We start from the raw sequence: 26,540 nt of genomic DNA on the forward strand, positions 1-26,540 counted from the left end.
CCCGGAAGCCTGACGCCACAGGTGAGCGTAACCGGGCCGTTTGCACCGCCGTTCAACCGCGCTCGGTATTCTGCCTTAGCTGTAACAGCCTCGTGTTAATAATGGCGATGTTAACCTCACAGGGCATGCCATCATCCAGATAGACGGTTTCGTTGATCTCCAGCGCCGCATCATTCGCATTAAAATTCAGCAGCCTGAGCTGCTCACCGTCGGTAACGTTGATGGCATTCAGTTGCTGATCACGACGCTGAATTTTCTTGCCGGTGATCTGTTCAATGTACGAATATTTTGAGATTTCCAGTCGCCCAAACTCCATGCTGTTAAACAGGCTGACGGGCAGATGGATATATTCCAGTGCGACAGGGATGTCATCAAAGCACATCAGACGAACGATTTTGTATATCTGGTCGCTGTTCTTGATGCGTAAAGCCTGCGCCATATCGGGCCCGGGCACTTTGATAATGCTGGCAGTGAGCACCTTCCTGACCGCTTTGTGTCCTTTTTTGTGCGCCTGATAATCAAACGGCGAAAGTGCATGAAACCGGCCAGAATGATTACTCTTGCCGATTGAGCCGACGAACAGGCCCGAACCTTTTACCCGATAAATGCGCTGCTGCTCAATAAGGATTCGGGTGGCTTCCCGCACCGTCGCCCGGGTAATGCCAATGTTCTTGGCAATGGCAATTTCTGTGTCCAGCTTATCGCCCGGCAGAAGGCCATCCTGCATGATCTTCGTCAGAATATAGTCGACAACCTCTTTTTGCTTCTCTGTAATGCCATCGAACATCAGCATGTTCCCGAATAGTGTGCCCGTGCCTGCGGTGCGCTACAGCAACGCCTTTACGCCCGATTTCCGTCACGACGTGCCAGTAAGAAAGGACCCAGATGTGATCCAGCTAACGATTTTGCACTCAAATTCCCTTCGCCCAGCCAGAAATGATTCTTGCATATTGTATCTGTACAGGTCGAGGTGCATCATCAAGATGACTAGACAGGTTTAACATGTCTATACGTACGAAACGTTTTTTGCAACAGCGGATGTTCAAAACTGATGCGTGCAGTCAAAATAAAAACCATAATTTATAATGGTTTATATTTATTTTCTTTTTCATCCTGCTGCCAGCCGTTTTGCTGGATAAAACGGAAAAGGGATGACAGCGTGAAGAAATAAAGAAAGCTGACTGTACAGCTTGATGAATGCGGCGAGCCTGCATCCTGACTTTTTTGCATAACTTTTTATCCAGGATAACGTATGGCGAATCTGACCCAATGGCTGAATGCCGACAAAATTCACTATCTTGAACGCGTTTCTGACTGGAAAGCCGCGATTCAGGTCACTGGCGATCCCCTGCTCAGAGAAGGTGCGATTTCACAGGATTACATCGACACGATTATCCGCCTTAAAGAGGAAACCGGCCCCTACTTCGTTATCGCACCGCGCATTGCCATGCCGCATGCCCGCCCTGAGCAGGGTGCAATGAAGCTGGGACTCTCCGTGGTGAAGCTTGCAAACCCGGTCACCTTTGATGCGGGGGAAAACGATCCTGTCGACATTCTTTTCATGTTCTCCGCCCCTGACAGCAACAGCCACATCGAGATGATCTCGCAGCTGGCTGAAGTCTTGACTGACGACGCCATCATGGAACGCGTGTACCAGGCACAAAGCCAACACGCGTTGTGCGCGGTGCTGTTAGCAAACGACATGTCCAATTAACCTATTCAAATTCAAAGAGGTTTTTATGAAAATTATGGCAGTGTGTGGTTCAGGCCTGGGAAGCAGCTTCATGATGGAAATGAACATCAAAAAAGTGCTTAAAGCGATTGATGTCACGGCGGACGTTGAACATTCCGATCTCGGCTCAGTGACACCGGACGTGGCGGATGTGTTTGTTATGGCAAAAGACATCGCCTACAGCGCTAACCTGCCGCCGGAAAAAGTCATCATCATTAATAACATTATCGACCTGAAAGAAGTTGAGCAAAAAATTCGCGACTACTTCAATAAATAATCCTGTCACCCACTTATAAAAGAACACTTACCGCTGAGGTTATTATGTTTATACAAAACCTTTTACTGGTAGTTGTCGACGTGCTGAAAGTCCCCTCTATTCTGGTCGGACTGGTGGCGATGTTCGGTCTGATCGCGCAACGCAAACCGCTGCCGGATGTGATAAAAGGCACGGTAAAAACCATCCTGGGTTTTTTAGTACTGGCAGGCGGTGCCACGGTGTTGGTTGGTTCACTAACGCCGCTGGGGGATATTTTTAAGCACGCATTTAACGTTCAGGGAATTATTCCAAATAATGAGGCGATGGTGTCTATCGCCCTGGCGAAGTATGGCGCGCCCACGACGCTTATCATGGCGTTTGGCATGGTGGCAAATATCACCGTTGCCCGTTTTACCCGCCTGAAATATATCTACCTCTCTGGTCATGTGACCTTTTATATGGCCTGTATGATTGCCATTATCCTGTCGGTGGCTGGCTTTGAAGGCGTACAGCTTATTTATACCGGCTCGCTGACGCTGGGAATGTTAATGGCATTTTTCCCGGCACTGGCTCAGCCCTATATGCGTAAAATCATTGGGCACGATCAGGTTGCACTGGCGCATACCGGCACGGTGGGTTATGTCCTGTCAGGCTGGATAGGTTCTCTGGTGGGCAAAGGTTCAAAATCCACTGAAGAGATGAACATGCCAAAAAACCTGAGTTTTTTGCGTGACAGCACCATCTCGATTTCCCTGACGATGATGATCATCTATTTTATTTTGTCCGTCTCAGCGGGCAGGGAATATGTGGAGAGTCAGTTCAGCCACGGACAAAACTATCTGGTGTACTCGTTCGTGCAGGCTATTACCTTCGCTGCGGGTGTCTTTATTATCCTTCAGGGCGTGCGTTTAATTCTGGCGGAAATTGTGCCGGCATTTACCGGGTTTTCAGAGAAGCTGGTGCCCAACGCGCGTCCGGCACTGGACTGCCCTATCGTTTTCCCTTATGCGCCTAATGCCGTTCTGGTTGGCTTTATTTCCAGCTTTGTCGGCGGACTGGTGGGACTGTTTATTCTTGGACAGCTGCACTGGATATTAATCCTGCCAGGTGTCGTACCGCACTTTTTCTGCGGCGCAACGGCAGGCGTATTTGGTAATGCAACCGGCGGTAAACGCGGGGCAATGTTAGGGGCCTTTGCGCACGGCATTCTGATTACCTTCCTGCCGGTCGCCTTATTACCTGTGCTGGGTGCCATCGGCCTGACCAACACCACCTTCTCGGACACCGATTTTGGCGTCACGGGGATACTGCTGGGTAATATGGCCAGGTTCCTTGATAAGGGAACGATCACCATGGTGATCACGGGAATTTTTGCCCTGCTGGTTATTTATAACTACGTTGCCAGCAACAAAACGGTCGCTAAAGAGGTTAACACCGACTAAATCCTGCCAGGGGCTGATGAATTCAGCCCCTTTTGTTTTGCAACGGATTCAGGAAGGGCGCAACCTTGATGACGCCTGAACACGGACGTCTTCATCGCCAGGGCGCGCAGACCCTGAGAACGGGCGACCACTGGCTCAATGAACCGCACGGTGAAGGGCAGACGACCTGCCGGAGCAGGCCCTCTGTGAAGCATTACTTCAGCGAACTGACCAGTGTTTTCCGGTCTTTCTCCAGAGCAATAACCCGGTTACAGACCGCTTTTCCAAACTGCTGGAAGTCGGCTTCCTGATTATTCCACTCGCTCTGAATGGCGTTTTGCAGGCCGCCAAGATTCCCCATCAACCCCTGCAAACCGCTGCCGCCACCGTTGGACATGGCTTTGCTGCCCATCTCATTGATGCTGTCCTGCAGAATACCGCCCATCGCCTGATTAACCAGTTGCTGACCATCGGCACGAACCTGATCGATCGCCTGATGATGGAAGGTTAAACCATCACTGCGATGCTCAATAATGCGGTTCATCTGGGTTTTTAACTGGGTATTCAGCGTTGCCAGCCGCTCATGTAACCGGCTGGATTCCCCGACTTGCTGGGTGATGATGTTATCCAGCGCAGCACGCCCTTTCTCCAGACGTGATGTGGCACCGTTATCGATCCAGGGAAGATCGCGACGTAAGGCATTTTGATAATCAATCGCCTTCTGACGGTTAGCCGCATTCATCGTCATTTTCTGACCGTTGAACTGCACATCACCCAGCGTCGAGATCTGCATGTTGCCGTTTTCACCCACCACCTGCACGTTTTGTGGCGTAATAACAACATCATCCTGTGGTTTGACACTGCACTCCCAGGCGGCCTGGGCCTGCGTTGCTGCCAGTAAAAGACCGGCGACCAGCGCGTTACGAATCATACAATCTCCCTGTGTGGGTGTGAAAGCGACACTGCTGGTAACTTAGTCCCACCAGACGTCAAAGAGTTCGGTCACTTTCACATCCTGCAGCTTGCGGTCGTCAAGCCACTTGCGTACCAGCTCACGATGTTCATCGGTGCATTTACCGGTTTGCTCCAGGCAAATCAGCCCTTCCCATGCCAGATAACCGCTACCATCGAAAGCCAGACCATTAGGCGCGATCGCTTCATTGATGAACTGATTCAGGGTTTCGTCGATGTCACTTTCAGCGGTGCCTTCAGGAAAACGCCAGGCCACGGAAAAGCCCAGTTCCTGAAATTCATCAATATGTAATTTTTTACGTAAACGGCGGCTGCGTTGTGTGGCCATTATTTCACCCTCTCAAACATTAAATCCCATACGCCATGGCCTAAACGCTGCCCGCGCTGCTCAAATTTTGTCAGTGGACGCGTTTCCGGACGCGGCACATACGTGCTGTCTTCAGACAGGTTTTGATAACCTGCAATGCTGCTCATGACCTCAAGCATATGTTCTGCATAGGCTTCCCAGTCGGTCGCCATATGGAACACGCCACCCAGCTTAAGTTTACGCATCACCAGTTCGGCAAAGGGCACCTGCACAATGCGGCGTTTATTATGACGGGCTTTATGCCACGGGTCCGGGAAGAAAAGCTGAACCATGCGCAGTGAGTTATCAGGAATCATTTTTTCCAGCACTTCAACAGCATCATGACACATAACCCGCAGATTGCTGACCTCCGCTTCTTTTGCAGAAGCCAGACAGGCCCCCACGCCCGGCGCGTGCACTTCAATCCCCAGGAAGTTTTGATGTGGCGTATTTTGCGCCATGGTCACCAGCGAGGCGCCCATACCAAAGCCAATTTCCAGGGTCACCGGCGCATCACGACCAAACAGCACAGGCAAATCAATGGGATCAGGCTGATATTCAACACCCATCTCCGGCCAGTAATTATCCAGCGCCAGCTGCTGGCCTTTGGTTAAGCGGCCCTGACGGCGCACAAAACTACGAATCCGACGCAACGGGCGTCCATTTTCATCATATTCCGGGGTGATGACATCATTAATCATGTAGAAGCCTGCTGGTTTGCCTGTTCTGGGAAACGGGCATTATGCAAAGTTCAAAAGCAGAAGCAAGCCTTTGCCACGTTCTGCTTTATTCCTGGGTGCCCTGAAGCGCGATTTCCTGCCTGAGTGTAGAGTAAACCGCAGAAATTTCCTTGTTGAGATCACCCTGTCAGGATCTCGACGCATCACGCGAAAAACGGCTTATAAAGCCATCGTCTGCCGCCGCTGCTGGCTCAGCTTACGATACTGCTGTGGAGACATGCCGACATATTTAGCAAATGTGCTGTAGAAGCGGCTACTGGATCGGAATCCGGCCGTCAACGCCACATCAAGCACGGTGATATCGGTGTCGCTCAATAACGCTCTGACATGGTTGATGCGCATGGCGGTAATGTACTGTTTTAACGTGAGCTGCATAACGCGCTGAAAAATGCCCATCGCATAATTGGCATTGAGCTTAACGTGTTCGGCTACGTCATTGATGGTCAAGGCCTGATCGTAGTTATCCGCAATAAATTCCAGCATCTGACTGACATAAAACTGGGCATGACGCGACACACTGTTTTTATGCGTGCGAGAGGTTTTGTTCACCCCTACCGGCTGCCATCCCGACAAACTAAAGCGTTTAAGCATCAGGCCAATTTCATCGACGGCAAGCTGGCGGATCTGTTCGTCGGGGCTGTTGAGTTCCTGCTGCCAGCGCTGCACTTCAAACACACTGAGCTGCTGCTTTGCCACAGACTTAATCACCATGCCGTGAGTAACATGATTGATTAACTCTCTGTCGAGCGGCCAGGACAAAAACAGATGCATCGGCAGGTTAAGGATAGCCATGTTCTGGCAGTTGCCGGGACGCGTAAGCTGATGCGGCGTACAGGCCCAAAACAGCGTGATGTAACCCTGTTTAATCTGGACGACTTCATTATTGATCAGGTACTCCACGTCACCATCAAACGGGACATTCACCTCCACCTGACCGTGCCAGTGGCTGGTGGTCATGGCCAGCGGCGGACGCAGTTCGATATCCATGCGCTGGTATTCAGAATAGAGCGACAGCGGACTGCGGGTCTGCTTTTCATCGCTGCTACACATATGCGGGTCGGGTGGAAGCGGTACGCCAGGCTGCATCATCATCATTCCCTCTCCTGAATTATCAGAACCCTGCCATATCTGAAGGGCTCAGGCCAGTAGCAGAGGCCAAAAATGGGCGGTTCGCGTTAATAATTCTCTGCTTTTCAGGCCAGATACTCTTCTTTCCAGGCAAATTTATCCCAAAAACTCAGATTCGATGCTGGCGGCGGGCAGATCTGAGCTTTTGGGAATGCTCCCCTGATTAGAAGGAAGTTTCGTTAGTTACGGCGTGACACTATGACGTTATCCAACCTTGCAATGGAGCATCCTGATGTCTGCACCCAAAATTACGTTTATTGGCGCGGGTTCCACTATTTTCGTCAAAAATATCCTTGGTGATGTCTTCCACCGCGATGCGCTGAAGTCAGCCCATATCGCGTTGATGGATATTGATGCAACCCGGCTTGACGAGTCCTACACCGTGGTCAGCAAGCTGATGAGTTCGGCTGGCGCGGCAGGCCATATTACCTGCCACAGTGATCAGAAAACGGCATTAGTCGATGCCGATTTTGTGGTGGTGGCGTTCCAGATTGGCGGCTATGAACCCTGTACCGTCACAGACTTTGCGGTATGTAAGCGCTATGGCCTTGAGCAGACCATCGCCGATACGCTTGGCCCCGGCGGCATCATGCGCGCGCTGCGCACCATCCCGCACCTGTGGCAGATTTGTGAAGATATGACGGCGGTGTGCCCCAATGCCACCATGCTTAATTACGTCAACCCCATGGCGATGAACACCTGGGCGATGTACGCACGTTATCCGCATATCAAACAGGTTGGCCTGTGCCATTCCGTTCAGGGAACCGCTGAAGAGCTGGCGAACGATCTCAACCTCAACCCTGCCGATTTACGTTACCGCTCTGCCGGTATCAACCATATGGCGTTTTATCTGGAGCTTGAGCGGAAAACCGCAGAGGGTACCTACGTCAATCTGTATCCGGAACTGCTGGCCGCCTTTGACGCCGGGCAGGCACCGAAACCCAATATTCACGGCAATCCACGCTGCCCGAACCTGGTACGCTATGAAATGTTCAAAAAACTGGGCTATTTCGTCACCGAATCTTCAGAACACTTCGCGGAATACACGCCCTGGTTTATCAAGCCGGGACGAGACGATCTGATTGAGCGCTACCAGATCCCGCTGGACGAATATCCTAAACGCTGCGTAGAGCAACTGGATAACTGGCGTAGCGAACTTGAGCATTACAAGCGCGCTGAACGCATTGAAAGTAAGCCATCACGCGAGTATGCCAGCGCCATTATGAATGCGATATGGACAGGCGAACCGGCCGTGATTTACGGCAATGTGCGCAATGATGCGTTAATCGACAATCTGCCACAGGGATGCTGTGTGGAAGTCGCCTGCCTGGTGGACGCCAACGGGATTCAGCCCACCAAAGTCGGCACTCTGCCGTCACATCTGGCGGCCATGATGCAAACCAATATCAATGTGCAAACGCTGCTGACCGAAGCCATCCTGACGGAAAACCGTGACCGGGTTTACCACGCCGCCATGCTGGACCCCCACACGGCAGCGGTGCTGGGCATTGAGGAGATTTATGCGCTGGTGGATGAGCTGATCGCCGAACACGGAGACTGGCTGCCCGCCTGGCTTCACGCGTAACGTCTTTGTCTCCGGACATGCAGTCCGGCTGCTGCTGTATTCCATAACAGAAGGCGGGCGCTGGCAACAGCGTCCCGGTACCCGATGAGCATTTCAATAACGACAAAACTCAGCTACGGATTCGGCGCGTTTGGGAAAGATTTCGCTATTGGCATTGTTTATATGTATTTGATGTATTACTACACCGACGTAGTGGGTTTATCGGTTGGTGTCGTCGGTACGCTGTTTTTAGTGGCACGGATCTGGGATGCCATTAACGATCCGATCATGGGCTGGATCGTTAATGCCACGCGATCACGCTGGGGGAAATTCAAACCCTGGATTTTTGTGGGCACGCTGGCGAACTCGCTGGTGCTGTTCCTGTTGTTTAGCGCCCACTTGTTCGAGGGCACGGCCCAGTTGGTGTTCGTCTGCGTCACTTACATCTTATGGGGCATGACCTACACCATTATGGATATCCCGTTCTGGTCGCTGGTGCCCACTATCACCCTGGACAAGCGCGAACGTGAAGAGCTGGTGCCCTGGCCGCGCTTTTTCGCCAGCCTTGCCTCCTTCGTCACCGCAGGCATTGCCCTGCCCTTTGTCAGCTATGTTGGCGGTGACAATCGCGGATTAGGCTTCCAGATGTTTACGCTGGTGTTAATTGCCTTTTTTATCGCATCGATGTTGGTGACACTGCGAAACGTGCATGAAGTCTATTCGTCCACTGACGATGAGACCACGGACGGCAGCCGGTTGGGACTGAAAGCCATTGTCGCCCTCATCTATCGTAACGATCAGCTTTCCTGCCTGCTGGGAATGGCGCTGGCTTACAACGTCGCGGCTAACATTATTACCGGCTTTACCATCTACTATTTCACCTACGTTATCGGTGATGCCGCTCTTTTCCCCTACTATCTCTCTTATGCCGGTGCGGCGAACCTGGTGACGTTAATCCTGTTCCCAAAACTGGTGAACATTCTGTCGCGCCGAATTCTGTGGGCGGCGGCATCCGCGCTGCCCATACTGAGCTGTGGCGTGCTGTTTGCCATGGCGCTGGCGGGCTATCACTCCACTCCGCTGATTGTGGTGGCCGGCATCCTGTTAAATACCGGTACCGCCCTTTTCTGGGTGCTCCAGGTGATCATGGTGGCGGATACCGTCGATTACGGTGAATACAAGCTGCATGTGCGCTGCGAGAGCATTGCTTATTCGGTGCAGACTATGGTGGTGAAAGGCGGTTCAGCCTTTGCCGCTTTCTTTATCGCCGTGGTGCTGGGGATAATTGGCTATATGCCTAACATCGCACAGTCACAGGAAACCCTGGTAGGTATGCAATTTATTATGATCGCACTGCCCGCGGTATTTTTTATGCTGACGCTGCTGCTCTATTTCCGTTTCTACAGGCTGAACGGCGATATGCTGCGGAAAATCCAGATCCATCTCCTGGATAAATACCGTAAACCGCCGGCGTCAGAAGCGATTCCGGTCAGGAGCCTTGCGATACCTGGATCTGAACCGTAAAAGCCGCACGCCGGGCTTTTAATACCGGGTTTCGAACAGCCACAGCAGGCCAGGTGCATGTCATCTGGCCTGCTGCTGTCTGGCATTTGTGATTGATGCTGGCGCGCCCGTGGCGACTCGCCCAGGGGCGGTCAAGGCAACGCATCCGACGGGCCTGAATGAAACAGGCCTTTTCAATCTTCCGGTTTACTCTCACGTGCGCTTATGCTGGAATTCCTGCCCGAATGTCGCGTAATCACGGAAATATCCCCTTTATGATGCAAGCCCCGCAGTTCGCGCAACAGGTGCTGGACTGGTATCAGCGCTTTGGCCGTAAAACCCTGCCGTGGCAGTTGGAAAAAACACCTTATAAGGTGTGGCTGTCTGAAGTCATGTTACAGCAAACCCAGGTGACCACCGTTATTCCCTACTTTGAACGCTTTATGGCGCGGTTTCCTACCGTCAGCGATTTAGCCGCCGCGCCCCTGGACGAGGTATTGCATCTCTGGACCGGCCTGGGTTACTACGCCCGGGCGCGCAACCTGCATAAAGCGGCAAAACAGGTCGTGGATGTTCATGGCGGCGAGTTTCCCCGCAACTATGATGACGTCGCCGCTTTGCCTGGCGTGGGACGTTCTACCGCTGGCGCTATTTTGTCTCTGTCGCTGGGTCTGCATTTTCCTATTCTGGATGGTAACGTTAAACGGGTTTTGGCACGTTGTTACGCGGTAGGTGGCTGGCCGGGTAAAAAAGATGTCGAAAAACGTCTGTGGCAAATCAGCGAGGACGTCACCCCAGCCGAAGGCGTCAGTCAGTTTAACCAGGCAATGATGGACCTGGGCGCAATGGTGTGTACCCGCTCCCGACCGAAATGTGACATCTGTCCGCTTAACAGCGGATGCGAAGCCCGGGCGAACAACAGTTGGGCCAGCTATCCAGGGAAAAAGCCGAAACAGACGTTGCCGGCGCGCAGCGGCTGGTTTTTGATGATGCAACATGGCGACAAGGTCTGGCTGGAACAGCGTCCGCCGGTGGGCCTTTGGGGCGGATTATTCTGCTTCCCGCAGTTCACCAGTGAAGAGGCGATGACCGACTGGCTGACGGCACGAGGCATTCGGGCGAAACCTCAGCAGCTTACGGCGTTTCGTCATACCTTCAGCCATTTCCATCTGGATATCGTCCCAATGTGGCTGTCATGGCCTTCTGCCGGGGCATTAATGGATGAAGCGGGCGGTCTCTGGTATAACTTAACGCTGCCGCCGTCTGTGGGATTAGCCGCACCCGTAGAGCGTCTTTTGCACGAACTGCGCCATCCCCAGCAGTTGCCTTTAGGCCGCTGTGAGATTAACGAGGAAGAATAATGAGCCGCACTATTTTTTGTACTTTTTTACAACGTGACGCTGAAGGACAAGATTTCCAACTCTACCCTGGCGATCTGGGAAAACGCATTTACAATGAAATCTCGAAAGAAGCCTGGCAGCAATGGATGGCCAAGCAAACCATGCTGATCAACGAGAAAAAGCTCAACATGATGAACCCCGAAGATCGCAAAGTGCTGGAAAAGGAGATGATCAATTTCCTGTTTGAAGGCAAAGACGTCCACATTGAAGGCTATACGCCACCCGAAGCATAACCTTTTTGGCCTCAGTACTGGGGCCGTTTTCCAGGTCAGGCATGTATTTTAGATGAATAAAAAGCTGATAGCCCTGCTGGTGATTGCACCCCTTTTAGTTTCCTGTTCCGGAAAAAAGAACCCGACCTATTCAGAAGAGTGGGTGAAGGACACCAACGGATTTGACATCCTGATGGGGCAGTTCGCCCATAACATTGAGAACATCTGGGGTATCAATGAGGTTCTGATTGCCGGACCAAAAGACTACGTCAAATATAGCGACAACTATTACACCCGCAGCCATATCAACTTTGAAAGCGGTAATATCACTATTGAGACCATTTCCGGTACCGATCCCACGGCCAGCCTGCGTCAGGCGATCGTGACCACCTTGCTGATCGGCGAGGACCCGGGCAATGTCGATCTTTATTCTGATGTCAACGATATCCAAATCAGTAAAGAACCGCTGCTGTATGGTCAGGTACTGGATAACACCGGGCAGGCCATCCGCTGGCAGGGCCGCGCTCAGGCGTTTGCGGACTATTTGATTGCGAATAAACTGCAGCGTCGCAATTCTGGTCTGCATGTGATCTACTCGGTTACCATTCCGATGGTGCCTAACCATCTTGATAAGCGTGCGCATAAATATCTGCCGATGGTGCGCAAAGCTGCTGAGCAATATGGTGTTGATGCGTCTCTGATCCTCGCGATTATGCAGACCGAATCCAGTTTTAACCCCTACGCCGTCAGCCATTCTGACGCACTGGGTTTAATGCAGGTGGTACAGCATACCGCGGGCGTAGATGTGTTCCGCATGAAGGGTAAATGGGGCAAACCAAGCCGCAGCTACCTGCTGGACCCCGAGAACAACATTGATGCCGGTACGGCTTACCTGTCATTGCTGCAGCGCAGCTATCTGGCAGGCATTCAGGACCCGCTTTCGCGTCGCTATGCCGTCATTACCGCCTATAACGGCGGTGCAGGCAGCGTACTGCGTGTGTTCTCCAGCGATAAGGATCGTGCGGTCACTATCATTAACGGTATGTCACCCAGTCAGGTTTATCAGACGCTGTCTAAACAGCATCCGTCTGCGGAATCGCGGCATTATTTGTATAAGGTGAGTACGGCGCAGCGGAGTTATCATCGGTTTTGATGGGGGGCTGCCCGCCGGGCGATGGGTTGTTTTGCCCGTCGGGCGTTGGGTTGCTTACTCTGGCTGTGAGAAGGTTCCGCCCGCCAGGCGTTGGGTTGCTTACTCTGGCTGTGAGAAGGTTCCGCACGCCAGGCGTTGGGTTGCTCACTCTGGCTGTGAGAAGGTTCCGCCCGCCAGGCGTTGGGTTGCTCACTCTGGCTGTGAGAAGGTTCCGCCCGCCAGGCGTTGGGTTGCTCACTCTGGCTATGAGATGGTTCTGCCCGCCAGGCGTTGGGCAGTTTCAGCCTGCCCGTGCAGGCGGACGTGTTAAGGGGCTTACGCCAGCCCCTTAACAATCCCGGCGTCCGGCAGCCGTCGCTGTTCCTTCGTCACTCACTGCGGCCTGACGGGCCGGACGGATGCACCCTCCCTGGCGCAGCCGTCCTCTGCGCGGCATCCCTGCCGCTCCGCCCTGGCCTCCGCTCTCTCCTCAGCGCTCCGGATGCCTCCTGAAAACCTACGCCTGTGAGATCGAATGTTTTCCCGGAAGGTCGGCGTTGTCTGTAATTGACTGCGTGCGGTTAAATGAATGCGGACGTTTAGGGAACAGAAAAATATCTTTATCTCAATATATTAGGATGCGCTCCGGATGCCTCCTGAAAACCCACGCCTGTGAGGGCTTATATTTTTCCCGGAAGGTCGGCGTTGTCTGTAATTAACTACGTGCGGTTAAAATGAATGCGGACGTTTAGGGAACAGAAAAATATCTTTATCTCAATACATTAGGATGCGATCCGGATGCCTCCGAAAACCTACGCCTGTGAGATCGAATGTTTTCCCGGAAGACTGGCTTCGCCTGTTGTTAACATGCGCAATCAAAACTCAGGACGGGAAAGCCTGACGAACATGAAAAAATGAAAAGTGATGAGCCAGGAGGCTTTTCCTGCATCTGAAGCGGCAACGCGGTTGGTTTTACTACAGATATCGAAGCGGGGGAGTTGGCCGGCCTTCCCGACCGCTGAGCGGATGAGGGATTTCCGGATGAGCCGACAGGACGTCGGCGAGAGCCGGGCCGCGCCAGGGACGGCGCGTCCTGGCGGTCCGGCAGAAATCCTGAAGCAGCGAAGGGACCGCGCAGCGGCGGGCGGGCAGGACGGGAGCCCGGGGTCAAGGGGCCGCGGCGACTGGCCGCCCCTTGTCGGTCGCCCGCACGGGGCAAACTGAAACTCCCTGCCGCCTGGCGAACGAAACCTTCTCAGGGCCTGATGACAGGCCATCCGCCGAAACCCTGGTGATAAGCCGCCGCCCAGGCATAACGCAAACTCATTGCACCATCATATTTGCCACCAGATACTTACGTCCGTCAGCATCTTCCTCGGTGTAAACCCCTTGTAACTCCGGAGAAAAACCAGGCAACTGGTTAATGCCCGCTTCCAGCGCCAGGAAATAGCGCTGTACCGCCCCGCCCCATGCTTCACCCGGTACCACACAAAGTACGCCAGGTGGATAAGGCAGTGCGCCTTCCGCCGCAATACGCCCTTCTGCCGTTGCAATCGGTACCAGCTCAACTTCGCCACGAATATAAGCCTGATGCGCATCCTGTGGGTTCACTTTAACCTGCGGCAAACCCTGCTCGCGGAACATCATGCGTTGCAGATCTTTTACGTTAAAGCTCACGTACAGGTCATGCATCTCCTGACACAGACGGCGCAAGGTGTAACCCGCGTAGCGTTTGGCGTTTTTACGGTAAAGCGTGGGCAGCACTTCAGCCAGCAACGTATCTTCTTTAACATGTTGCTCAAACTGCGCCAACATCGCGACCAGAATCGCCATTTTTTCCGGGCTTTCTGCTGGCGTTAGCAGAAACAGAATGGAATTGAGATCGCATTTTTCCGGCACGATGCCGTTCTCACGCAGGTAGTTCGCCAGAATGGTCGCTGGAATACCAAAATCAGCGTATTCGCCACTGGCAGCATCAATGCCTGGTGTGGTCAGCAGCAACTTGCAAGGATCGACACGGTACTGATCGCGATCGTATCCGGCAAAACCGTGCCATTTAGCGTTAGGTTCGAAGCTAAAATAGTTAAGATCGCGTGCGATCGCTTCCGTTGGCGCATCCTGCCAGCGCTGGCCATTGACGGTTTCCGGCACGAAAGGCAGGATCATTTCACAACGCTCAAAGATCGCTTTGCGCGCTTCAATGCCCAGCATCACGCACTCATCCCACATGCGGCGTCCCGCCTCGCCCTGATGCATTTTGGCGTTAATATCCAGTGCGGCAAACAGCGGATAAAACGGGCTGGTTGATGCGTGCAGCATGAATGCGTTGTTCAACCGCTTGTGCGGGCAGAAACGCTTTTGCCCACGAATATGGTTATCTTTTTTATGAATCTGCGAGGTCTGCGAAAAGCCTGCCAGCTGCTTGTGCACTGACTGGGTAACAAAAATGCCGGGATCGTTTTCGTTAAGCTCAAGCGTCAGCGGAGAGCAACCTTCCATCAGCGGAATAAACTGCTCATAGCCCAGCCAGGCCGAGTCAAACAGAATGTAGTCACACAGATGACCAATGCGATCCACCACCTGACGCGCGTTGTAGACCGTGCCGTCGTAGGTGCCTAGCTGAATAATCGCCAGCCGGAATGGACGCGCGTCGTTAGCCCGCTCAGGTACGACTTTCTTGATCTGTTCGCGCAGATAGCCGTCGTCAAAACAGTGCGCATCAATGCCGCCAATAAAGCCAAACGGATTACGGGCAGCCTCAAGATAAACAGGCGTTGCCCCTGCCTGGATCAGCGCACCATGATGGTTGGATTTATGATTATTGCGGTCAAACAGCACTAAATCACCGCGCGTCAGTAAAGCATTGGTGACCACTTTATTCGCGCTTGAAGTGCCATTTAACACAAAGTAGGTTTTATCCGCATTAAACACTTTGGCGGCAAATTTTTGTGCATGCTTCGCCGAGCCTTCATGGATCAGCAGATCGCCCAGCTTAACGTCGGCATTACACATGTCCGATCGAAAAACGTTTTCGCCATAAAAATCAAAAAATTGCTTACCTGCAGGATGCTTTTTAAAAAACGCACCGCCCTGATGACCGGGACAGGCAAACGTGCTGTTTTGCATGTCGACGTAACGCGTCAGAGTTTCAAAAAACGGCGGCAATAATGCGGCTTCATAAGCCTGAGCGGCGGTTTCCAATGCCACCCAATCCTGCGGCTCGCCATTCAGTTCACCCGTGACGCCAGGCAGGTGCATCACCTCTTCTTCGAAGGCATTGGCAACAAACACCGGTAAATTAAAACCAGTGTGACGTAACAACGCCAGCACGCCACTGCGTGTATCAGCCAGCGAGACGACCACAGCCGCCACATCGGTAAAATCAGTATTATCCAGCGTAACCACGTCGCGCGCAGTATTCAGGGTCAGATTAGGCGCAACAGCAGCGCTGGCAGCAATTTTAAGTGGTGTCATAACACAAATCCCTAACAGTCAGGGAGTGGGTGCCTGAGGCACGGCAATAGGGAAATTTCCCCGGCGAATAATGTCTGACGCGATAGACCGATAGACATCAGTAAAGAGTAGTCCTTACTCATGTCCAACAGTTGCGGCCCGATTGGCCTCACCGCATAGTGAACGATGTGTGTGTAACTGGCATGACGACGAGGAACAGTTCACGCGCCAGCTCAGGCGAGTGGGAACAAGTGCGGATGCGCATTGAACCGGACATGATAGCGTCCTCTGTTAGCGGGCGGTGGCAAGAAAAAAGTGGCGGTCATAATGTCATTTTTTACCGGCAGGAACAACCCGACAACTTTATATATCAGGTCAATAAACACAAAATAAAAAAGCCTTAAATATCATTTAATTGCATTTAAAACGCTCATGACCAACCGATTAAGTTTTTGTAATTAATGCAAAATTATGCAATATGCAAATACGGCAGCACCTTCATCAGCCTGCACTGGAACACCACCAAATTGCGGCACGTCGCGCACTTGTCGGTCCAGTGCCTACCGCAATCGGCGTATCCGGCGTAAACTTGCCTGATTATTCTTATGCCTGACGGAGGCTGCATGTTTAAGGCACTGGTCATCGACAATGACGAACAGGGTTACCGCTCTCAACTCAAAGAACTCTCCGAAACACAATTACCCGATCAAGACGTCACCCTCGACGTAAGCTATTCCACCCTCAACTACAAAGACGCGCTGGCAATCTGCAATAAAGGGCCGATTGTGCGCCAGTTCCCAATGGTGCCGGGGATTGATTTCGTCGGACGCGTCACGGCAAGCCGCCATCCTGACTGGCAAGAAGGCGATGCGGCGCTGCTCACCGGCTGGGGCGTTGGGGAAAAACACTGGGGCGGGCTGGCACAGAAAGCCCGCGTGTCTGGCGACTGGCTGGTCGCGCTGCCGGATACGCTGACACCCTTGAATACCATGGCAATTGGAACGGCGGGTTTTACCGCCATGCTGTGCGTGCTGGCGCTTGAAAAACAGGGCGTTAAGCCCGGTAGCGGTCCGGTTTTAGTCACTGGTGCCAGCGGAGGCGTCGGCAGCTTCAGCGTCGCTTTACTGGCAAAGCTTGGCTATGAGGTAATCGCCTCCAGCGGACGGGCCAGCGATGAAGCCTATTTAATCTCCACCCTGGGGGCCACCGCGGTGATGGATCGCGCCGAACTGACCCAACCCGGCAAGCCACTGGGTAAAGAGCGCTGGGCCGCCGCCATCGACAGCGTCGGCAGCCACACGCTGAGCAATGTGCTGGCCGGGATGCAGCGTGACGGCGTGGTGGCGGCCTGCGGCATGGCACAGGGGCTGGATCTGCCCACCAGCGTCGCGCCCTTTATTCTGCGCGGTGTGACGCTGGCAGGCGTAGACAGCGTGATGTGCCCTAAACCGCTGCGACAACAGGCCTGGCAGCGGCTGGGGCAGCTTCTGGATGATGCGTTACTGAGCCAGATGACAACAGTCATCCCGCTCAGTGAAGTGTGCCAGGGCGCACAGGACCTGCTGGATGGCAAAATCCGGGGCCGTCTGATCGTCGACTGCGCTTAATGCTCTTTTACGGTCTGGAGCGACGAAGGCGGGCGCGTCAGTAATTCGCTCAGCCCCTGAATCGCCCAGATCGTCCCCTGCTCCATCACCGCTTTCGGCTCACCGGAAAAGTGCTGACAGCGGGCGATGACGTCACCGCCCGGCAAGGCCCATCCTACCCAAATCGTACCTGCGGGGGTGCCATCCTGTCCGCCGTCCGGCCCGGCATAGCCGCTGATAGCCAGACTGACCGGCTCACCAGAGCGCTCACGCGCACCCCGAGCCATTTCGCATACGGTTTCCCGGCTTACCGCCGTATGTTTTTCCAGCGTGTCCTCGCTGACGCCAAGCAGTCGTACCTTGGCGCTTTCGCTATAGGTCACAAAACCGCTGGTAAAAAAATCGCCACTGTTTTCGACTGCAGCCAGCGTCATGCTGATTAATCCTGCCGTGCAGGACTCCGCCGTCGCCAGACGAAGACCAGAGGATAAAAGTTGCTGCCCCAGTAACGCTGCGGCCTCATTAAGTTTCATCATGGGTTTTCCTTTGTTTCCTGCCATGAGTGAAGTATGGCCGAAACCACACAACCTGAAACAGCTAATCTGATGTTTTATCAGAATAAACGCAGGCGCTTACCTGTACCGTTTCGGCTGGCGATGGGTTAAGGTTTGCGCTGCTGTCTGCCACGGGTGAGGATTCGCGTCAGGGTTAGCAACAAAACATCAAGACAAGAAACCCATGCGTAACAGCACAGCCGGACGCGCACGCTAATAGCGCCTGCTGGTCTGAGCGTTAACGAATAAGAAAGAGAGGGAAAGATGCAAAAACCCGTGATCGTCATCCACTACTGTACCCAATGTAACTGGCTGCTGCGCTCCGCCTGGATGGCGCAGGAACTGCTGCAAACCTTTGCACAGGACTTAGCCAGCGTGACGTTGCGTCCGGGCACCGGCGGTGTATTTGAAATTACCCTGGATGAGCATCTGTTGTGGGAACGCAAACGCGACGGCGGATTCCCCGATGCCCAGACGCTTAAGCAGCGGGTAAGGGATATCTGTTTCCCGGAGCGTTCGCTGGGGCACATTGATAAAAATAAATCTGACGACAGCTGATCACCAGCCTCAGTCATTAACTGCGGTTGATTTCATCTGCCGCAGTCTTCAGCACCGCAACAATTTTTTCCCGGGTTTCATCGGTAATCTCCTGCTGCGCCAGGCGAGTGTTTAAGGCACTTTTGAAGTGATAAATAGCCTGCTCAATCTCCGGTATGCTGCGGTTATTGACCAGAACCGCAAGGGATGACAAACGCTTCATCAGGCGAGATAGCAATGCGGCATCGCGCTTTAGCATGGCGTGGCCCGTTTCGGTCAGCACAAAAGCCTTACGCGCGGCGAGAGGATCATGGATATGAATGGCGTCCATCTCCTCCAGCCATGTCAGATTGGGATAAATGATGCCAGGACTGGGCGAATACTCGCCTTTTGACAGCTCCTCAATACATTTAATCAGCTCATAACCATGCGTGGCACGCTGCGAGATAAAATGCAGCATCAACAGACGGATCTCGCCCGCATCCAACATTTTTTCACGGCGCTTGCGACGTCCACTGCACGGCTCCGAATGCGCATCGTGGTTACTCTGCCCTGAATGTGCCGAATCCATTTTCATTCTCTGCCTGAGTCAGTGGAAAGAGCCTGATGGTAGTGGGCCGTCAGGCAAAATTCAATCAACAGCAGGTCACGTAAATCCAGTTAGCAGAAGAAGACTTACTTTTGATGCCAGTAAGCCACGGCACGCACACAATCAGCGTCAACCCCGCGCTGCGTGGTGAAATAGTCACACAGCTGTTTCACGAACTGCCCTTCTCCGGTAAGCCAGATAAAGGCGTCGTGCTGCGGAATAGCTATCTTATCCAGTGCAGCAGTGAGCTGCGGTAAATCCGCCAACGTCATGTTACCCCTGCCGAGCCAGCTGATCTCTGCATTGCCGGTATCCGCCAGGCAAGCGCGCCCGGCGGCCTCATCGGCGTAGGCAAACAGATGCAGCGCCTCTGCCTTTACTGTGCTGCTGCGGCGCTTAAACGCTGGCAGCCCGGTTTCATCGCACACATAAAGCTGAAAAGCATAATCTGTCGGCACCAGCAAAGAACCACGCGGACCACCGATGATTAAGGTATCACCCACCTGCGCCTGCGCTGCCCAGTTACTGGCGACGCCGCTTTCATGACTGTAAAAATCCAGCGTCAGCGATGACAGGCCGTCGAACGCCAGTGGCGTATAGTCGCGCGCTACCGGCCGCAAGCCGTCTTGCCACTGAATACCGTCCTCGTTGATCGTCGGCAGTGCCAGCGCTGCGCCGTCAGCGGAGGGAAAGAAGACCTTAATATGGTCGTCAAAACCAGGGGAGTTGAAGCCCATCAGGTCGTCACCTGTGAAGACGATGCGCCAAAACGTGTCGGCGATCCTGGTTTTTTCGGCCACATGGATGCGACGAAAGCGCAGTTCGTTACGTACGCGTTCAGGTAAACGACGGGGATAAGATGTATGCACAGTAACTCTCCGGAAACGCGGCTGTGCGAGCGGGAATGGTTTTCGCGCGGCCTGAGTAAATAGAAATCATTCTCATGCTAGCGGCTCAGAATAGCTATGATATATCTTAAGAACAATGACCAAAAATGCGATCGGTTATGAAGAGAGGGATCGCAAGGGAAGAAGAAACGGGCACGTAAAAACAAAAAAGGCGCTTGCGCACCTTTTAAGAGGACTGACGGCAATAACGTTGTTATCGAACCGGGTTTTGTCCGCTGCTTTGAGGCAGAGAGCTGTCACCGAGTATCTCGTTATGCGTGCCCTGCGAGCCAGGGTGCAAACCTGTTGGCACATTGACAGGATCGGTCATTTGCGCGCCAGCCAGAGCCGGAGCCACAGACAGCGCGATAGCCAGCAGCATTGCTGATATCTGGGAAAGTTTAATCATAGTTTTTAGCCTGATAAGGCGCAGAAAGCAGGTGAATATTCCAGCTCAGAGAAATAAAAGCCGTCGTAGTGGCTCCTCAGTGAGCTTCAGGGAGAATTTTACGCCTCGCCAGATTACCTGCTTATAAAATCGTGCGCTTTATCACAGTATGGCGCACGTAATGTGCATTCAGCATTGCGTTACCGGGATGGAAAATACGCCTTCAATGTTGTCAGCCGTGCACCGGGCTAAATCCAGGCACAGTAAATCCATCCCCGGACGGCAGGCAACGCCCAATTTGGGCAAATGCAGATAATAAATATCCGCGATAAAACGCGTGAGTTGTTCCGGCGTACCGCTCCACGTAAGGCTGGCATACAGGCCAGGCTCAACTATGCGGACCGGCTTATCCTGATGGACATCAGCCGCTGGTTGCACCTCAACCCCGCGAAACAGACTGATGTGCTGCTGTTCAACAGCGCTGCTTCCCGGACCGTACTGAAACCCCAACCAGCCGTGTGCAGTTCCCTGATGCGCAAGGACAAAATGACGAACCTGTTCGGCAACGCGCTGATGGCGATCGCATATATAGTCGCCGTACCTGCACTCCCACTCCAGCGTCTCGCCCTGCAACTGCAACGCCTCTTCACGTACTGTCAGTAACACCTGTTTTACTGGCGTGCGCTGGGCAATGCGTCCGTGAAAATGGCGCACAGGTAAGACTCTGAGGCGTCGGAAAGCCCCCGGCGTCATCGTGAAATGGTTTTTAAAGACACGATTAAAATTTTGCTGATTTTCAAAGCCGAAACGCACCGCAACATCAATCAACGGCATGCGGGTCAGTCGCAGTGCCATGGCGGCGAGCGTGAGCCGGCGTTTTCGCGTATAGGCCGCCAGTGTTTGCCCGGTCATCTCCTTGAACAAACGCTGCATATGCCATTTTGAGTAGCCGGATTTGAGGGTGATCTGGTCGATATTAATGTCGTTGGTCAGGTTGGCCTCAATCCAGTCGACTAGATCATTAATATGCTGTTTTTTTATGGTTTGACTTAGCATTGATGTATGAACAGAAAAAGAGGGGGGAATTCGTCATAAAAGAGTAACAAAAAGCCTTACAAAATGTAATGAAGCGCAGGGTAAACGTCAGGATGGACGGCGAAAAGCGCATTAATTGCCTGGGTTACTATTAAAAAAGCCAGCCCGAAGGCTGGCCGATAACAGAAGAACAGAGCAAACCGGGTACGATATCCTGCCCCGGTTTCGCTACGCAGTGGGTGAAGCTTAGTGGCTGCGCATGCCAGCGGCGGTCATCATCATTCTGAACAGCGTGGCCACCACACCGAGTGCCAGCACACTTGCCCCATAGATAACCACCAGCCACAGCACGCGTTTCCACCACGGCGACCGGGTTTCATTCTGACGTTCTTTGCTGCTGACCTGGGTCTGCATATCAATGGTATCCTTCGTCTGCTTTGATTTTTCCGCGGAACACGTAATAGCTCCAGAAGGTGTAGCCCAGGATCATCGGGATAATCAGCAGGCTGCCCACCAGCATAAATGCCTGACTCTGTGGTGGAGAAGCCGCATCCCAGATCGAAACCGAGGGCGGAATAATATTCGGCCAGATACTGATTCCCAGGCCTGAGAAGCCCAGGAAAATCAGCGCCAGCGTCAGCAGGAAAGGCGAATAGTGCGCCTCACGCTTGATGGCGCTTCTCAGTCCCCAGGCACACAGCAGCACCAGAACGGGCACCGGCAGGAACCAGAACAGATTCGGCATGCTGAACCAGCGGTGCGCAATGTTATGGTGGGTAAAGGGTGTCCAGATGCTGATCACGCCAATAATGACCAGCAGTGCCACGAGCAGCGGCGTTGCCAGTGCGGACATTTTACGGTGCAGCTCATGCTCGGTTTTCATGATAAGCCAGGTACAGCCCAGTAATGCATAGGCCACCACCAGTCCGACGCCGCAGAACAGCGGGAACGGGGCCAGCCAGTCCATCGTGGAACCTGCAAAGCTACGGCCGGATACCGGAATACCGTCCAGCATGGCACCTACCGCAACGCCCTGGCTAAAGGTCGCCAGCAGCGAACCGGCGATAAACGACTTGTCCCAAAATGCCCGGTGATGCTCGACGGCCTTAAAACGGAACTCAAAGGCCACGCCGCGAAAAATCAACCCAATCAGCATGGCGGTGAGCGGGATAGAAAGCGCATCCGCAATAACCGCGTAGGCCAGGGGGAACGCGCCAAACAGGCCCGCACCACCCAGCACCAGCCAGGTTTCGTTACCATCCCAGACTGGCGCAACCGTATTCACCATCATGTCGCGCTCGCCTGCATCCTTATTGAAAGGAAACAGCAGGCCAATGCCCAGGTCGAAACCGTCCATCACGATATACATCAGGACAGCAAAAACGATAATCGCGAACCAGATAACAGAGTAATCAACCATCTCAACGCTCCTCATTCTGGTGAGTGGCAGCAGAGAGCGGACGTGATGGCGTTTTGATCTGGCCGGGGCCACCCGTTTCAACGATATCGCCTTCGCCCGTCACCGGACCCTGCTTAATCAACCGCATCATATAGTGATAACCCACACCGAAGACGGAGGAGTAAACCAGGATAAAGGCGAGCAGGCTGATACTCATGTGCATTTCGCCATGCGGCGATACCGCATCGATAGTGCGCTGTACGCCATAAACGACCCACGGCTGACGGCCAATTTCTGTGGTAAACCAACCGGCTAAGATGGCAATCAGGCCCGATGGCCCCATCAGTAAGGCAAACCACAGGAACGGACGCGACTCATACAGGCGTCCTTTAAAGCGTAACCACAAGCTGACCACGCCCAGCGTAATCATCAACAGGCCCAGCGCCACCATCACGCGGAATGACCAGAAGATGATGGTTGAGTTTGGACGATCTTCTTTCGGGAAGGATTTTAGCGCCGGTACCTGCTTATCCAGACTGTGCGTCAGAATAAGGCTGCCAAGATAAGGAATCTCCAGCGCATACTTAGTGCGTTCTTCTTCCATATCCGGCACACCAAACAGAATGAGTGGCGTCGCTTCACCCGGCGGGTTTTCCCAGTGGCCTTCGATAGCCGCAATTTTTGCCGGCTGGTGTTCCAGGGTATTCAGCCCGTGCGCATCCCCAATCATGGCCTGAACCGGTGCCACAATCAGGGCCATCCACAGCGCCATTGAGAACATCTTACGAATGGCGGGATTGTCATTGCCTTTAAGTAAATGCCAGGCTGCAGAAGCGCCCACAAAGAAGGCACTGGCCAGAAAGGCCGCCACGGACATATGTAACAGGCGATAAGGGAATGACGGGTTAAAGACAATTTTAAACCAGTCTTCCGGCACGACAACGCCGTTCTGAATCAGGTAGCCCTGCGGCGTTTGCATCCAGCTATTGGAGGACAGAATCCAGAACGTGGAAATTAACGTGCCGAGCGCCACCATGCAGGTCGCAAAGTAGTGCAGGCCGGGACCGACGCGGTTCCAGCCGAATAACATCACACCCAGAAAACCGGCTTCCAGGAAGAACGCCGTTAACACTTCGTAGGTCAGCAACGGGCCGGTAATACTGCCCGCAAACTGAGAAAAACCACTCCAGTTGGTGCCAAACTGATACGCCATGACCAGCCCGGAAACCACGCCCATACCGAAGTTCACCGCAAAGATTTTCGACCAAAAATGATAGAGATCGCGATAGGTTTGATTATGCGTTTTTAGCCACATTCCCTCCAGCACAGCCAGAAAACTGGCCAGGCCGATCGTGATGGCGGGAAAGATAATATGGAAGGAAACAGTAAATGCGAACTGAATCCTGGCGAGATGAAAGGCATCTAATCCAAACATTGCTTACCTCTTTGCCACATAGAACACCATATAGTTACTTATAATTAACAACTTATGTACAAAGAACGTCATTCCGTTGCACAGAAAAATTCCATGGCGAATGTAAAACGCTTCGCCCGGGTAAAACAGAGACAATCAGATATGTAAAAACTATAACAGTATTTTTTGATTTAGATCATTTTTTTGTTGAAAGATCTTTTATTTGAAAAACAACAATAAAAAGTTAATTACAGCGCAGCAATGTGACATTTTTGTTATTAAATTAGAGGCTAAAAAACTACATTCCCGCCAGGCTGCACTGGGTAAAAAAAACCTCGCAACTCGCTGTTTTTCTCTGTTATTCAGCCTTTCCCGGCTGGCTTAAATCCGTTAAAAATCTACATCCCACAATAAAATTACGTGTTTTTTTATATTGTTAGCAGGATAGTGATCTTATCTTCTCTCTCTGACGGTTTTTGCCCGTTCGGGACATATTTAACCAAGAATAAATAAGCGTTTACTCGTGCCATTCAGCACAGGAAAGTTTGCTATTTATGTTAAAATTTAACGCAGTATGTAAATAAAGAACTATCTGCTAAAACCCAAAGTCATTATTTCTTCCCGATAGCTCGCTGAAATAACCGCATTAGTAAAAACGATGTTAAAAAATGCCAGCGAACAACCTCCCCTGTGGCGCTGGCCGGTTGTTCATGCCGGTCAGTTGCAGTGCAGCCTTTACTCTGCGTAATCGGCTATGGCCAGGCTGGCGCGTCACCTGACAGGCAAACGCGCCCCGTTCAGGGTGACAATTTATTCCCCGGTGGCGTCTTTTTCACGATGAGACAGAATACGATCAACATTCTCTTCTAACCAGTCGGCCAGGCCGACCACCTGCTCCCCCACTTCCAGGCCCAATGGCGTGAGGCGATACTCCACATGCGGAGGCACCACATCATAGGCAATACGCTGCACAAAACCGTCTTCTTCCATGTAGCGCAGGCTCTGTGCCAGCATGCGTTCACTCACGCCGCCCACCGTCCGCCGTAATTCGCTAAACCGTAGCGTTTTATCTTTCAGCGCCAGCAGGATTAACACGCTCCAGCGGCTGGTAATGCGCTTTAACAGGTCACGTGACGGACAGTTAACGTGCAACAGCTCACCGCGTTTAAATCTTTCACTAATCTTTTCAGACATTTAGCTATATCGCTCCACGCTAACAATTCTGTAAGTACTTACTAAAAGTTAGTTTATCGCTTAGGCTGTTTTTCACCAACCGCTATGTTAAAGGAGTTACCCAATGATCGCTGTTACTGGTGCGACTGGCCAGCTGGGCCGTTTAGTCATAGAAGCATTACGCAAAAAAATTGCTGCAGACCACATTGTTGCCACCGTGCGCTCGCCCGCTAAAGCCGGTGACCTTGCCGCATTGGGCGTTGTAGTGCGTGAAGCGGATTACAACAAACCTGAGACCTTAGCGGCCGCCTTTAAAGGGGTAGATAAAGTACTGCTGATTTCGGGAAGTGAAGTGGGCCAACGTGAAGCTCAGCACCGCGCCGTGATAGACGCAGCCAAAGCCGCAGGCGTGAAATTTATTGCCTATACCAGCCTGCTGCATACTGATACTTCTCCGCTCTCACTTGGCATTGAGCATCGCGCGACCGAAGCCATGCTGGCAGCCTCTGGTGTGCCTTACGCCCTGCTGCGCAACGGCTGGTACACCGAAAACTATGCCGCCAGCATCGCGCCAGCCCTGGCACATCATGTGTTCCTTGGTGCTGCGGGCGAAGGACGAATCTCTTCTGCTGCGCGCCAGGATTATGCTGAGGCAGCGGCCGAAGTGATGGTTCGTGACGATCAGGCTGGAAAAGTGTACGAGCTGGCAGGCGATGACAGTTACACCCTGGCTGAATTTGCCGCTGAAATTGCGGCACAAAGCGGAGAAAAAGTCGATTACGTGAACCTGCCGCAGGCGGAGTTTGCCGCAGCGCTGAAAGCCGCAGGTTTACCGGCACCGCTGGCGGACTTACTGGCGGACTCCGACGTCGGTGTTGCTCAGGGCGGGCTGTTCGATGATTCGCGCACACTGAGCCAGCTTATTGGTCGCCCCACCACCGCTTATCAGGACGTGATTCGCGCGACGCTGGCAAAAGGCTAAGGTCGACCCGCTAACCTCCGCTTTACTCGCTAACGACGCCGTCGTCTACCGGAGCAGGATAACCGATAGACGACGGCGATCTTGTCTTGATTGCGCCTGATGCCTCCATCCTTATCGCCTCTTGCCCGCGAGGCGTA

27 protein-coding genes are annotated in these 26,540 nt (G+C 52.9%); 11 read left to right on the forward strand and 16 right to left on the reverse strand.

Annotated elements, in window-relative coordinates; genetic code table 11:
* Positions 1-52: 52 nt before the first annotated feature.
* Positions 53-787, reverse strand: a complete 735-nt coding sequence (locus A6A26_RS22735) for a GntR family transcriptional regulator (RefSeq protein ID WP_063881249.1) — start codon at positions 785-787, stop codon at positions 53-55.
* A gap of 465 nt (positions 788-1,252) precedes the next feature.
* Here A6A26_RS22735 and A6A26_RS22740 point away from each other — a divergent pair, with 465 nt between their 5' ends.
* From A6A26_RS22740 to A6A26_RS22750, 3 genes are read left to right on the forward strand one after another with little or no spacing between them, the layout of a single operon-like run.
* A complete protein-coding gene (locus tag A6A26_RS22740) occupies positions 1,253-1,714 on the forward strand; it encodes a PTS sugar transporter subunit IIA (RefSeq protein WP_063880842.1) in 462 nt (153 codons plus the stop codon).
* A gap of 25 nt (positions 1,715-1,739) precedes the next feature.
* On the forward strand, positions 1,740-2,009 hold the full coding sequence (locus tag A6A26_RS22745) for a PTS sugar transporter subunit IIB (protein ID WP_063880843.1): 270 nt from the start codon (positions 1,740-1,742) through the stop codon (positions 2,007-2,009).
* A 44-nt stretch (positions 2,010-2,053) separates the two neighbouring features.
* Complete coding sequence (locus A6A26_RS22750; RefSeq protein ID WP_063880844.1) at positions 2,054-3,430, forward strand: PTS ascorbate transporter subunit IIC; 1,377 nt, start codon at positions 2,054-2,056, stop codon at positions 3,428-3,430.
* Between the two features lie 193 nt (positions 3,431-3,623).
* On the opposite strand, the gene A6A26_RS22755 is transcribed toward A6A26_RS22750, so the two are convergent.
* The 4 genes from A6A26_RS22755 to melR all read right to left on the reverse strand — a co-directional run bounded on the left by A6A26_RS22755 (position 3,624) and on the right by melR (position 6,559).
* A complete protein-coding gene (locus A6A26_RS22755; protein ID WP_063880845.1) occupies positions 3,624-4,340 on the reverse strand; it encodes a YggN family protein in 717 nt (238 codons plus the stop codon).
* Positions 4,341-4,382: 42 nt separating this feature from the next.
* Positions 4,383-4,709, reverse strand: coding sequence for a YggL family protein (locus tag A6A26_RS22760; RefSeq protein ID WP_063880846.1), 327 nt, complete (start codon positions 4,707-4,709; stop codon positions 4,383-4,385).
* Positions 4,709-5,428 (reverse strand): tRNA (guanosine(46)-N7)-methyltransferase TrmB, encoded by a 720-nt coding sequence (gene trmB, locus A6A26_RS22765; protein WP_063880847.1) that lies wholly within the window; start codon positions 5,426-5,428, stop codon positions 4,709-4,711. The genes A6A26_RS22760 and trmB overlap by 1 nt, the downstream gene beginning before the upstream one ends.
* A 198-nt stretch (positions 5,429-5,626) precedes the next feature.
* Entirely contained in the window at positions 5,627-6,559 is a 933-nt protein-coding gene (gene melR, locus A6A26_RS22770) for a transcriptional regulator MelR (protein WP_063881250.1), read from the reverse strand.
* A gap of 265 nt (positions 6,560-6,824) precedes the next feature.
* Between melR and A6A26_RS22775 the strand changes: the two genes are divergently transcribed.
* The 5 genes from A6A26_RS22775 to mltC all read left to right on the forward strand — a co-directional run bounded on the left by A6A26_RS22775 (position 6,825) and on the right by mltC (position 12,427).
* Entirely contained in the window at positions 6,825-8,180 is a 1,356-nt protein-coding gene (locus A6A26_RS22775) for an alpha-glucosidase/alpha-galactosidase (protein ID WP_109717058.1), read from the forward strand.
* 84 nt (positions 8,181-8,264) lie between these two features.
* Positions 8,265-9,683 (forward strand): melibiose:sodium transporter MelB, encoded by a 1,419-nt coding sequence (gene melB, locus A6A26_RS22780; RefSeq protein ID WP_063880849.1) that lies wholly within the window; start codon positions 8,265-8,267, stop codon positions 9,681-9,683.
* A gap of 254 nt (positions 9,684-9,937) precedes the next feature.
* Complete coding sequence (gene mutY / locus A6A26_RS22785; protein WP_063881251.1) at positions 9,938-11,023, forward strand: A/G-specific adenine glycosylase; 1,086 nt, start codon at positions 9,938-9,940, stop codon at positions 11,021-11,023.
* Positions 11,023-11,295, forward strand: coding sequence for an oxidative damage protection protein (locus A6A26_RS22790; RefSeq protein WP_013027107.1), 273 nt, complete (start codon positions 11,023-11,025; stop codon positions 11,293-11,295). Before mutY ends, A6A26_RS22790 begins: the two co-directional genes overlap by 1 nt.
* Positions 11,296-11,347: 52 nt before the next feature.
* Positions 11,348-12,427, forward strand: a complete 1,080-nt coding sequence (gene mltC, locus A6A26_RS22795) for a membrane-bound lytic murein transglycosylase MltC (RefSeq protein WP_063880850.1) — start codon at positions 11,348-11,350, stop codon at positions 12,425-12,427.
* On the opposite strand, the gene A6A26_RS25645 is transcribed toward mltC, so the two are convergent.
* Entirely contained in the window at positions 12,415-12,762 is a 348-nt protein-coding gene (locus tag A6A26_RS25645) for a hypothetical protein (RefSeq protein ID WP_156506692.1), read from the reverse strand. The two genes, mltC and A6A26_RS25645, sit on opposite strands and share 13 nt — an antisense overlap.
* Before the next feature lie 967 nt (positions 12,763-13,729).
* A complete protein-coding gene (locus tag A6A26_RS22805; protein WP_063880851.1) occupies positions 13,730-15,880 on the reverse strand; it encodes an ornithine decarboxylase in 2,151 nt (716 codons plus the stop codon).
* A gap of 602 nt (positions 15,881-16,482) precedes the next feature.
* Between A6A26_RS22805 and A6A26_RS22810 the strand changes: the two genes are divergently transcribed.
* A complete protein-coding gene (locus A6A26_RS22810) occupies positions 16,483-17,466 on the forward strand; it encodes an acrylyl-CoA reductase (NADPH) (protein ID WP_063880852.1) in 984 nt (327 codons plus the stop codon).
* Here A6A26_RS22810 and A6A26_RS22815 read toward each other — a convergent pair.
* Positions 17,463-17,981, reverse strand: coding sequence for a CinA family protein (locus A6A26_RS22815; RefSeq protein WP_063880853.1), 519 nt, complete (start codon positions 17,979-17,981; stop codon positions 17,463-17,465). The two genes, A6A26_RS22810 and A6A26_RS22815, sit on opposite strands and share 4 nt — an antisense overlap.
* 282 nt (positions 17,982-18,263) lie before the next feature.
* Here A6A26_RS22815 and A6A26_RS22820 point away from each other — a divergent pair, with 282 nt between their 5' ends.
* A complete protein-coding gene (locus A6A26_RS22820; RefSeq protein WP_063880854.1) occupies positions 18,264-18,557 on the forward strand; it encodes an Rdx family protein in 294 nt (97 codons plus the stop codon).
* 16 nt (positions 18,558-18,573) lie between these two features.
* Here the strand turns inward: A6A26_RS22820 and A6A26_RS22825 are convergent, their stop codons facing one another.
* The 8 genes from A6A26_RS22825 to A6A26_RS22855 form a co-directional block, all read right to left on the reverse strand.
* A complete protein-coding gene (locus A6A26_RS22825; RefSeq protein WP_063880855.1) occupies positions 18,574-19,113 on the reverse strand; it encodes a PadR family transcriptional regulator in 540 nt (179 codons plus the stop codon).
* A 98-nt stretch (positions 19,114-19,211) separates the two neighbouring features.
* A complete protein-coding gene (locus A6A26_RS22830) occupies positions 19,212-19,994 on the reverse strand; it encodes a siderophore-interacting protein (protein ID WP_063880856.1) in 783 nt (260 codons plus the stop codon).
* A 232-nt stretch (positions 19,995-20,226) separates the two neighbouring features.
* On the reverse strand, positions 20,227-20,421 hold the full coding sequence (locus tag A6A26_RS22835) for a hypothetical protein (protein WP_063880857.1): 195 nt from the start codon (positions 20,419-20,421) through the stop codon (positions 20,227-20,229).
* A gap of 168 nt (positions 20,422-20,589) precedes the next feature.
* Complete coding sequence (locus A6A26_RS22840) at positions 20,590-21,456, reverse strand: helix-turn-helix domain-containing protein (protein WP_063880858.1); 867 nt, start codon at positions 21,454-21,456, stop codon at positions 20,590-20,592.
* 225 nt (positions 21,457-21,681) lie between these two features.
* A complete protein-coding gene (locus A6A26_RS25045; RefSeq protein ID WP_074181036.1) occupies positions 21,682-21,849 on the reverse strand; it encodes a DUF2474 domain-containing protein in 168 nt (55 codons plus the stop codon).
* 1 nt (position 21,850) lies between these two features.
* The gene (gene cydB / locus A6A26_RS22845) at positions 21,851-22,855 is read right to left on the reverse strand and encodes a cytochrome d ubiquinol oxidase subunit II (RefSeq protein ID WP_063880859.1); all 1,005 of its coding nucleotides are present in this window, start codon (positions 22,853-22,855) and stop codon (positions 21,851-21,853) included.
* A 1-nt stretch (position 22,856) separates the two neighbouring features.
* On the reverse strand, positions 22,857-24,269 hold the full coding sequence (locus A6A26_RS22850) for a cytochrome ubiquinol oxidase subunit I (protein WP_063880860.1): 1,413 nt from the start codon (positions 24,267-24,269) through the stop codon (positions 22,857-22,859).
* Positions 24,270-25,058: 789 nt separating this feature from the next.
* Positions 25,059-25,442, reverse strand: a complete 384-nt coding sequence (locus A6A26_RS22855) for a winged helix-turn-helix transcriptional regulator (protein WP_063880861.1) — start codon at positions 25,440-25,442, stop codon at positions 25,059-25,061.
* 103 nt (positions 25,443-25,545) lie between these two features.
* Between A6A26_RS22855 and A6A26_RS22860 the strand changes: the two genes are divergently transcribed.
* On the forward strand, positions 25,546-26,403 hold the full coding sequence (locus tag A6A26_RS22860) for an SDR family oxidoreductase (protein ID WP_063880862.1): 858 nt from the start codon (positions 25,546-25,548) through the stop codon (positions 26,401-26,403).
* The last annotated feature ends 137 nt before the right edge of the window (positions 26,404-26,540 follow it).

The sequence above is a fragment of the Pantoea sp. OXWO6B1 genome, assembly GCF_001641135.1.
In the GTDB taxonomy this organism is placed as follows: domain Bacteria; phylum Pseudomonadota; class Gammaproteobacteria; order Enterobacterales; family Enterobacteriaceae; genus Pantoea; species Pantoea allii.

What these genes read in the sequence shown, in the direction of transcription:
- trmB (WP_063880847.1), bottom strand. Translation starts at nt 5,428, where the DNA reads ATGATTAATGATGTCATCACCCCGGAATATGATGAAAATGGACGCCCG.
- A6A26_RS22740 (WP_063880842.1), top strand. Translation starts at nt 1,253, where the DNA reads ATGGCGAATCTGACCCAATGGCTGAATGCCGACAAAATTCACTATCTT.
- A6A26_RS22755 (WP_063880845.1), bottom strand. Translation starts at nt 4,340, where the DNA reads ATGATTCGTAACGCGCTGGTCGCCGGTCTTTTACTGGCAGCAACGCAG.
- A6A26_RS22850 (WP_063880860.1), bottom strand. Translation starts at nt 24,269, where the DNA reads ATGTTTGGATTAGATGCCTTTCATCTCGCCAGGATTCAGTTCGCATTT.
- A6A26_RS22750 (WP_063880844.1), top strand. Translation starts at nt 2,054, where the DNA reads ATGTTTATACAAAACCTTTTACTGGTAGTTGTCGACGTGCTGAAAGTC.
- A6A26_RS22805 (WP_063880851.1), bottom strand. Translation starts at nt 15,880, where the DNA reads ATGACACCACTTAAAATTGCTGCCAGCGCTGCTGTTGCGCCTAATCTG.
- A6A26_RS22735 (WP_063881249.1), bottom strand. Translation starts at nt 787, where the DNA reads ATGTTCGATGGCATTACAGAGAAGCAAAAAGAGGTTGTCGACTATATT.
- A6A26_RS22820 (WP_063880854.1), top strand. Translation starts at nt 18,264, where the DNA reads ATGCAAAAACCCGTGATCGTCATCCACTACTGTACCCAATGTAACTGG.
- A6A26_RS22835 (WP_063880857.1), bottom strand. Translation starts at nt 20,421, where the DNA reads ATGATTAAACTTTCCCAGATATCAGCAATGCTGCTGGCTATCGCGCTG.
- A6A26_RS22860 (WP_063880862.1), top strand. Translation starts at nt 25,546, where the DNA reads ATGATCGCTGTTACTGGTGCGACTGGCCAGCTGGGCCGTTTAGTCATA.
- A6A26_RS22760 (WP_063880846.1), bottom strand. Translation starts at nt 4,709, where the DNA reads ATGGCCACACAACGCAGCCGCCGTTTACGTAAAAAATTACATATTGAT.
- A6A26_RS25045 (WP_074181036.1), bottom strand. Translation starts at nt 21,849, where the DNA reads ATGCAGACCCAGGTCAGCAGCAAAGAACGTCAGAATGAAACCCGGTCG.
- A6A26_RS22790 (WP_013027107.1), top strand. Translation starts at nt 11,023, where the DNA reads ATGAGCCGCACTATTTTTTGTACTTTTTTACAACGTGACGCTGAAGGA.
- melB (WP_063880849.1), top strand. Translation starts at nt 8,265, where the DNA reads ATGAGCATTTCAATAACGACAAAACTCAGCTACGGATTCGGCGCGTTT.
- cydB (WP_063880859.1), bottom strand. Translation starts at nt 22,855, where the DNA reads ATGGTTGATTACTCTGTTATCTGGTTCGCGATTATCGTTTTTGCTGTC.
- A6A26_RS22855 (WP_063880861.1), bottom strand. Translation starts at nt 25,442, where the DNA reads ATGTCTGAAAAGATTAGTGAAAGATTTAAACGCGGTGAGCTGTTGCAC.
- A6A26_RS22840 (WP_063880858.1), bottom strand. Translation starts at nt 21,456, where the DNA reads ATGCTAAGTCAAACCATAAAAAAACAGCATATTAATGATCTAGTCGAC.
- A6A26_RS22825 (WP_063880855.1), bottom strand. Translation starts at nt 19,113, where the DNA reads ATGAAAATGGATTCGGCACATTCAGGGCAGAGTAACCACGATGCGCAT.
- mltC (WP_063880850.1), top strand. Translation starts at nt 11,348, where the DNA reads ATGAATAAAAAGCTGATAGCCCTGCTGGTGATTGCACCCCTTTTAGTT.
- melR (WP_063881250.1), bottom strand. Translation starts at nt 6,559, where the DNA reads ATGATGATGCAGCCTGGCGTACCGCTTCCACCCGACCCGCATATGTGT.
- A6A26_RS22810 (WP_063880852.1), top strand. Translation starts at nt 16,483, where the DNA reads ATGTTTAAGGCACTGGTCATCGACAATGACGAACAGGGTTACCGCTCT.
- A6A26_RS22815 (WP_063880853.1), bottom strand. Translation starts at nt 17,981, where the DNA reads ATGATGAAACTTAATGAGGCCGCAGCGTTACTGGGGCAGCAACTTTTA.
- mutY (WP_063881251.1), top strand. Translation starts at nt 9,938, where the DNA reads ATGATGCAAGCCCCGCAGTTCGCGCAACAGGTGCTGGACTGGTATCAG.
- A6A26_RS22745 (WP_063880843.1), top strand. Translation starts at nt 1,740, where the DNA reads ATGAAAATTATGGCAGTGTGTGGTTCAGGCCTGGGAAGCAGCTTCATG.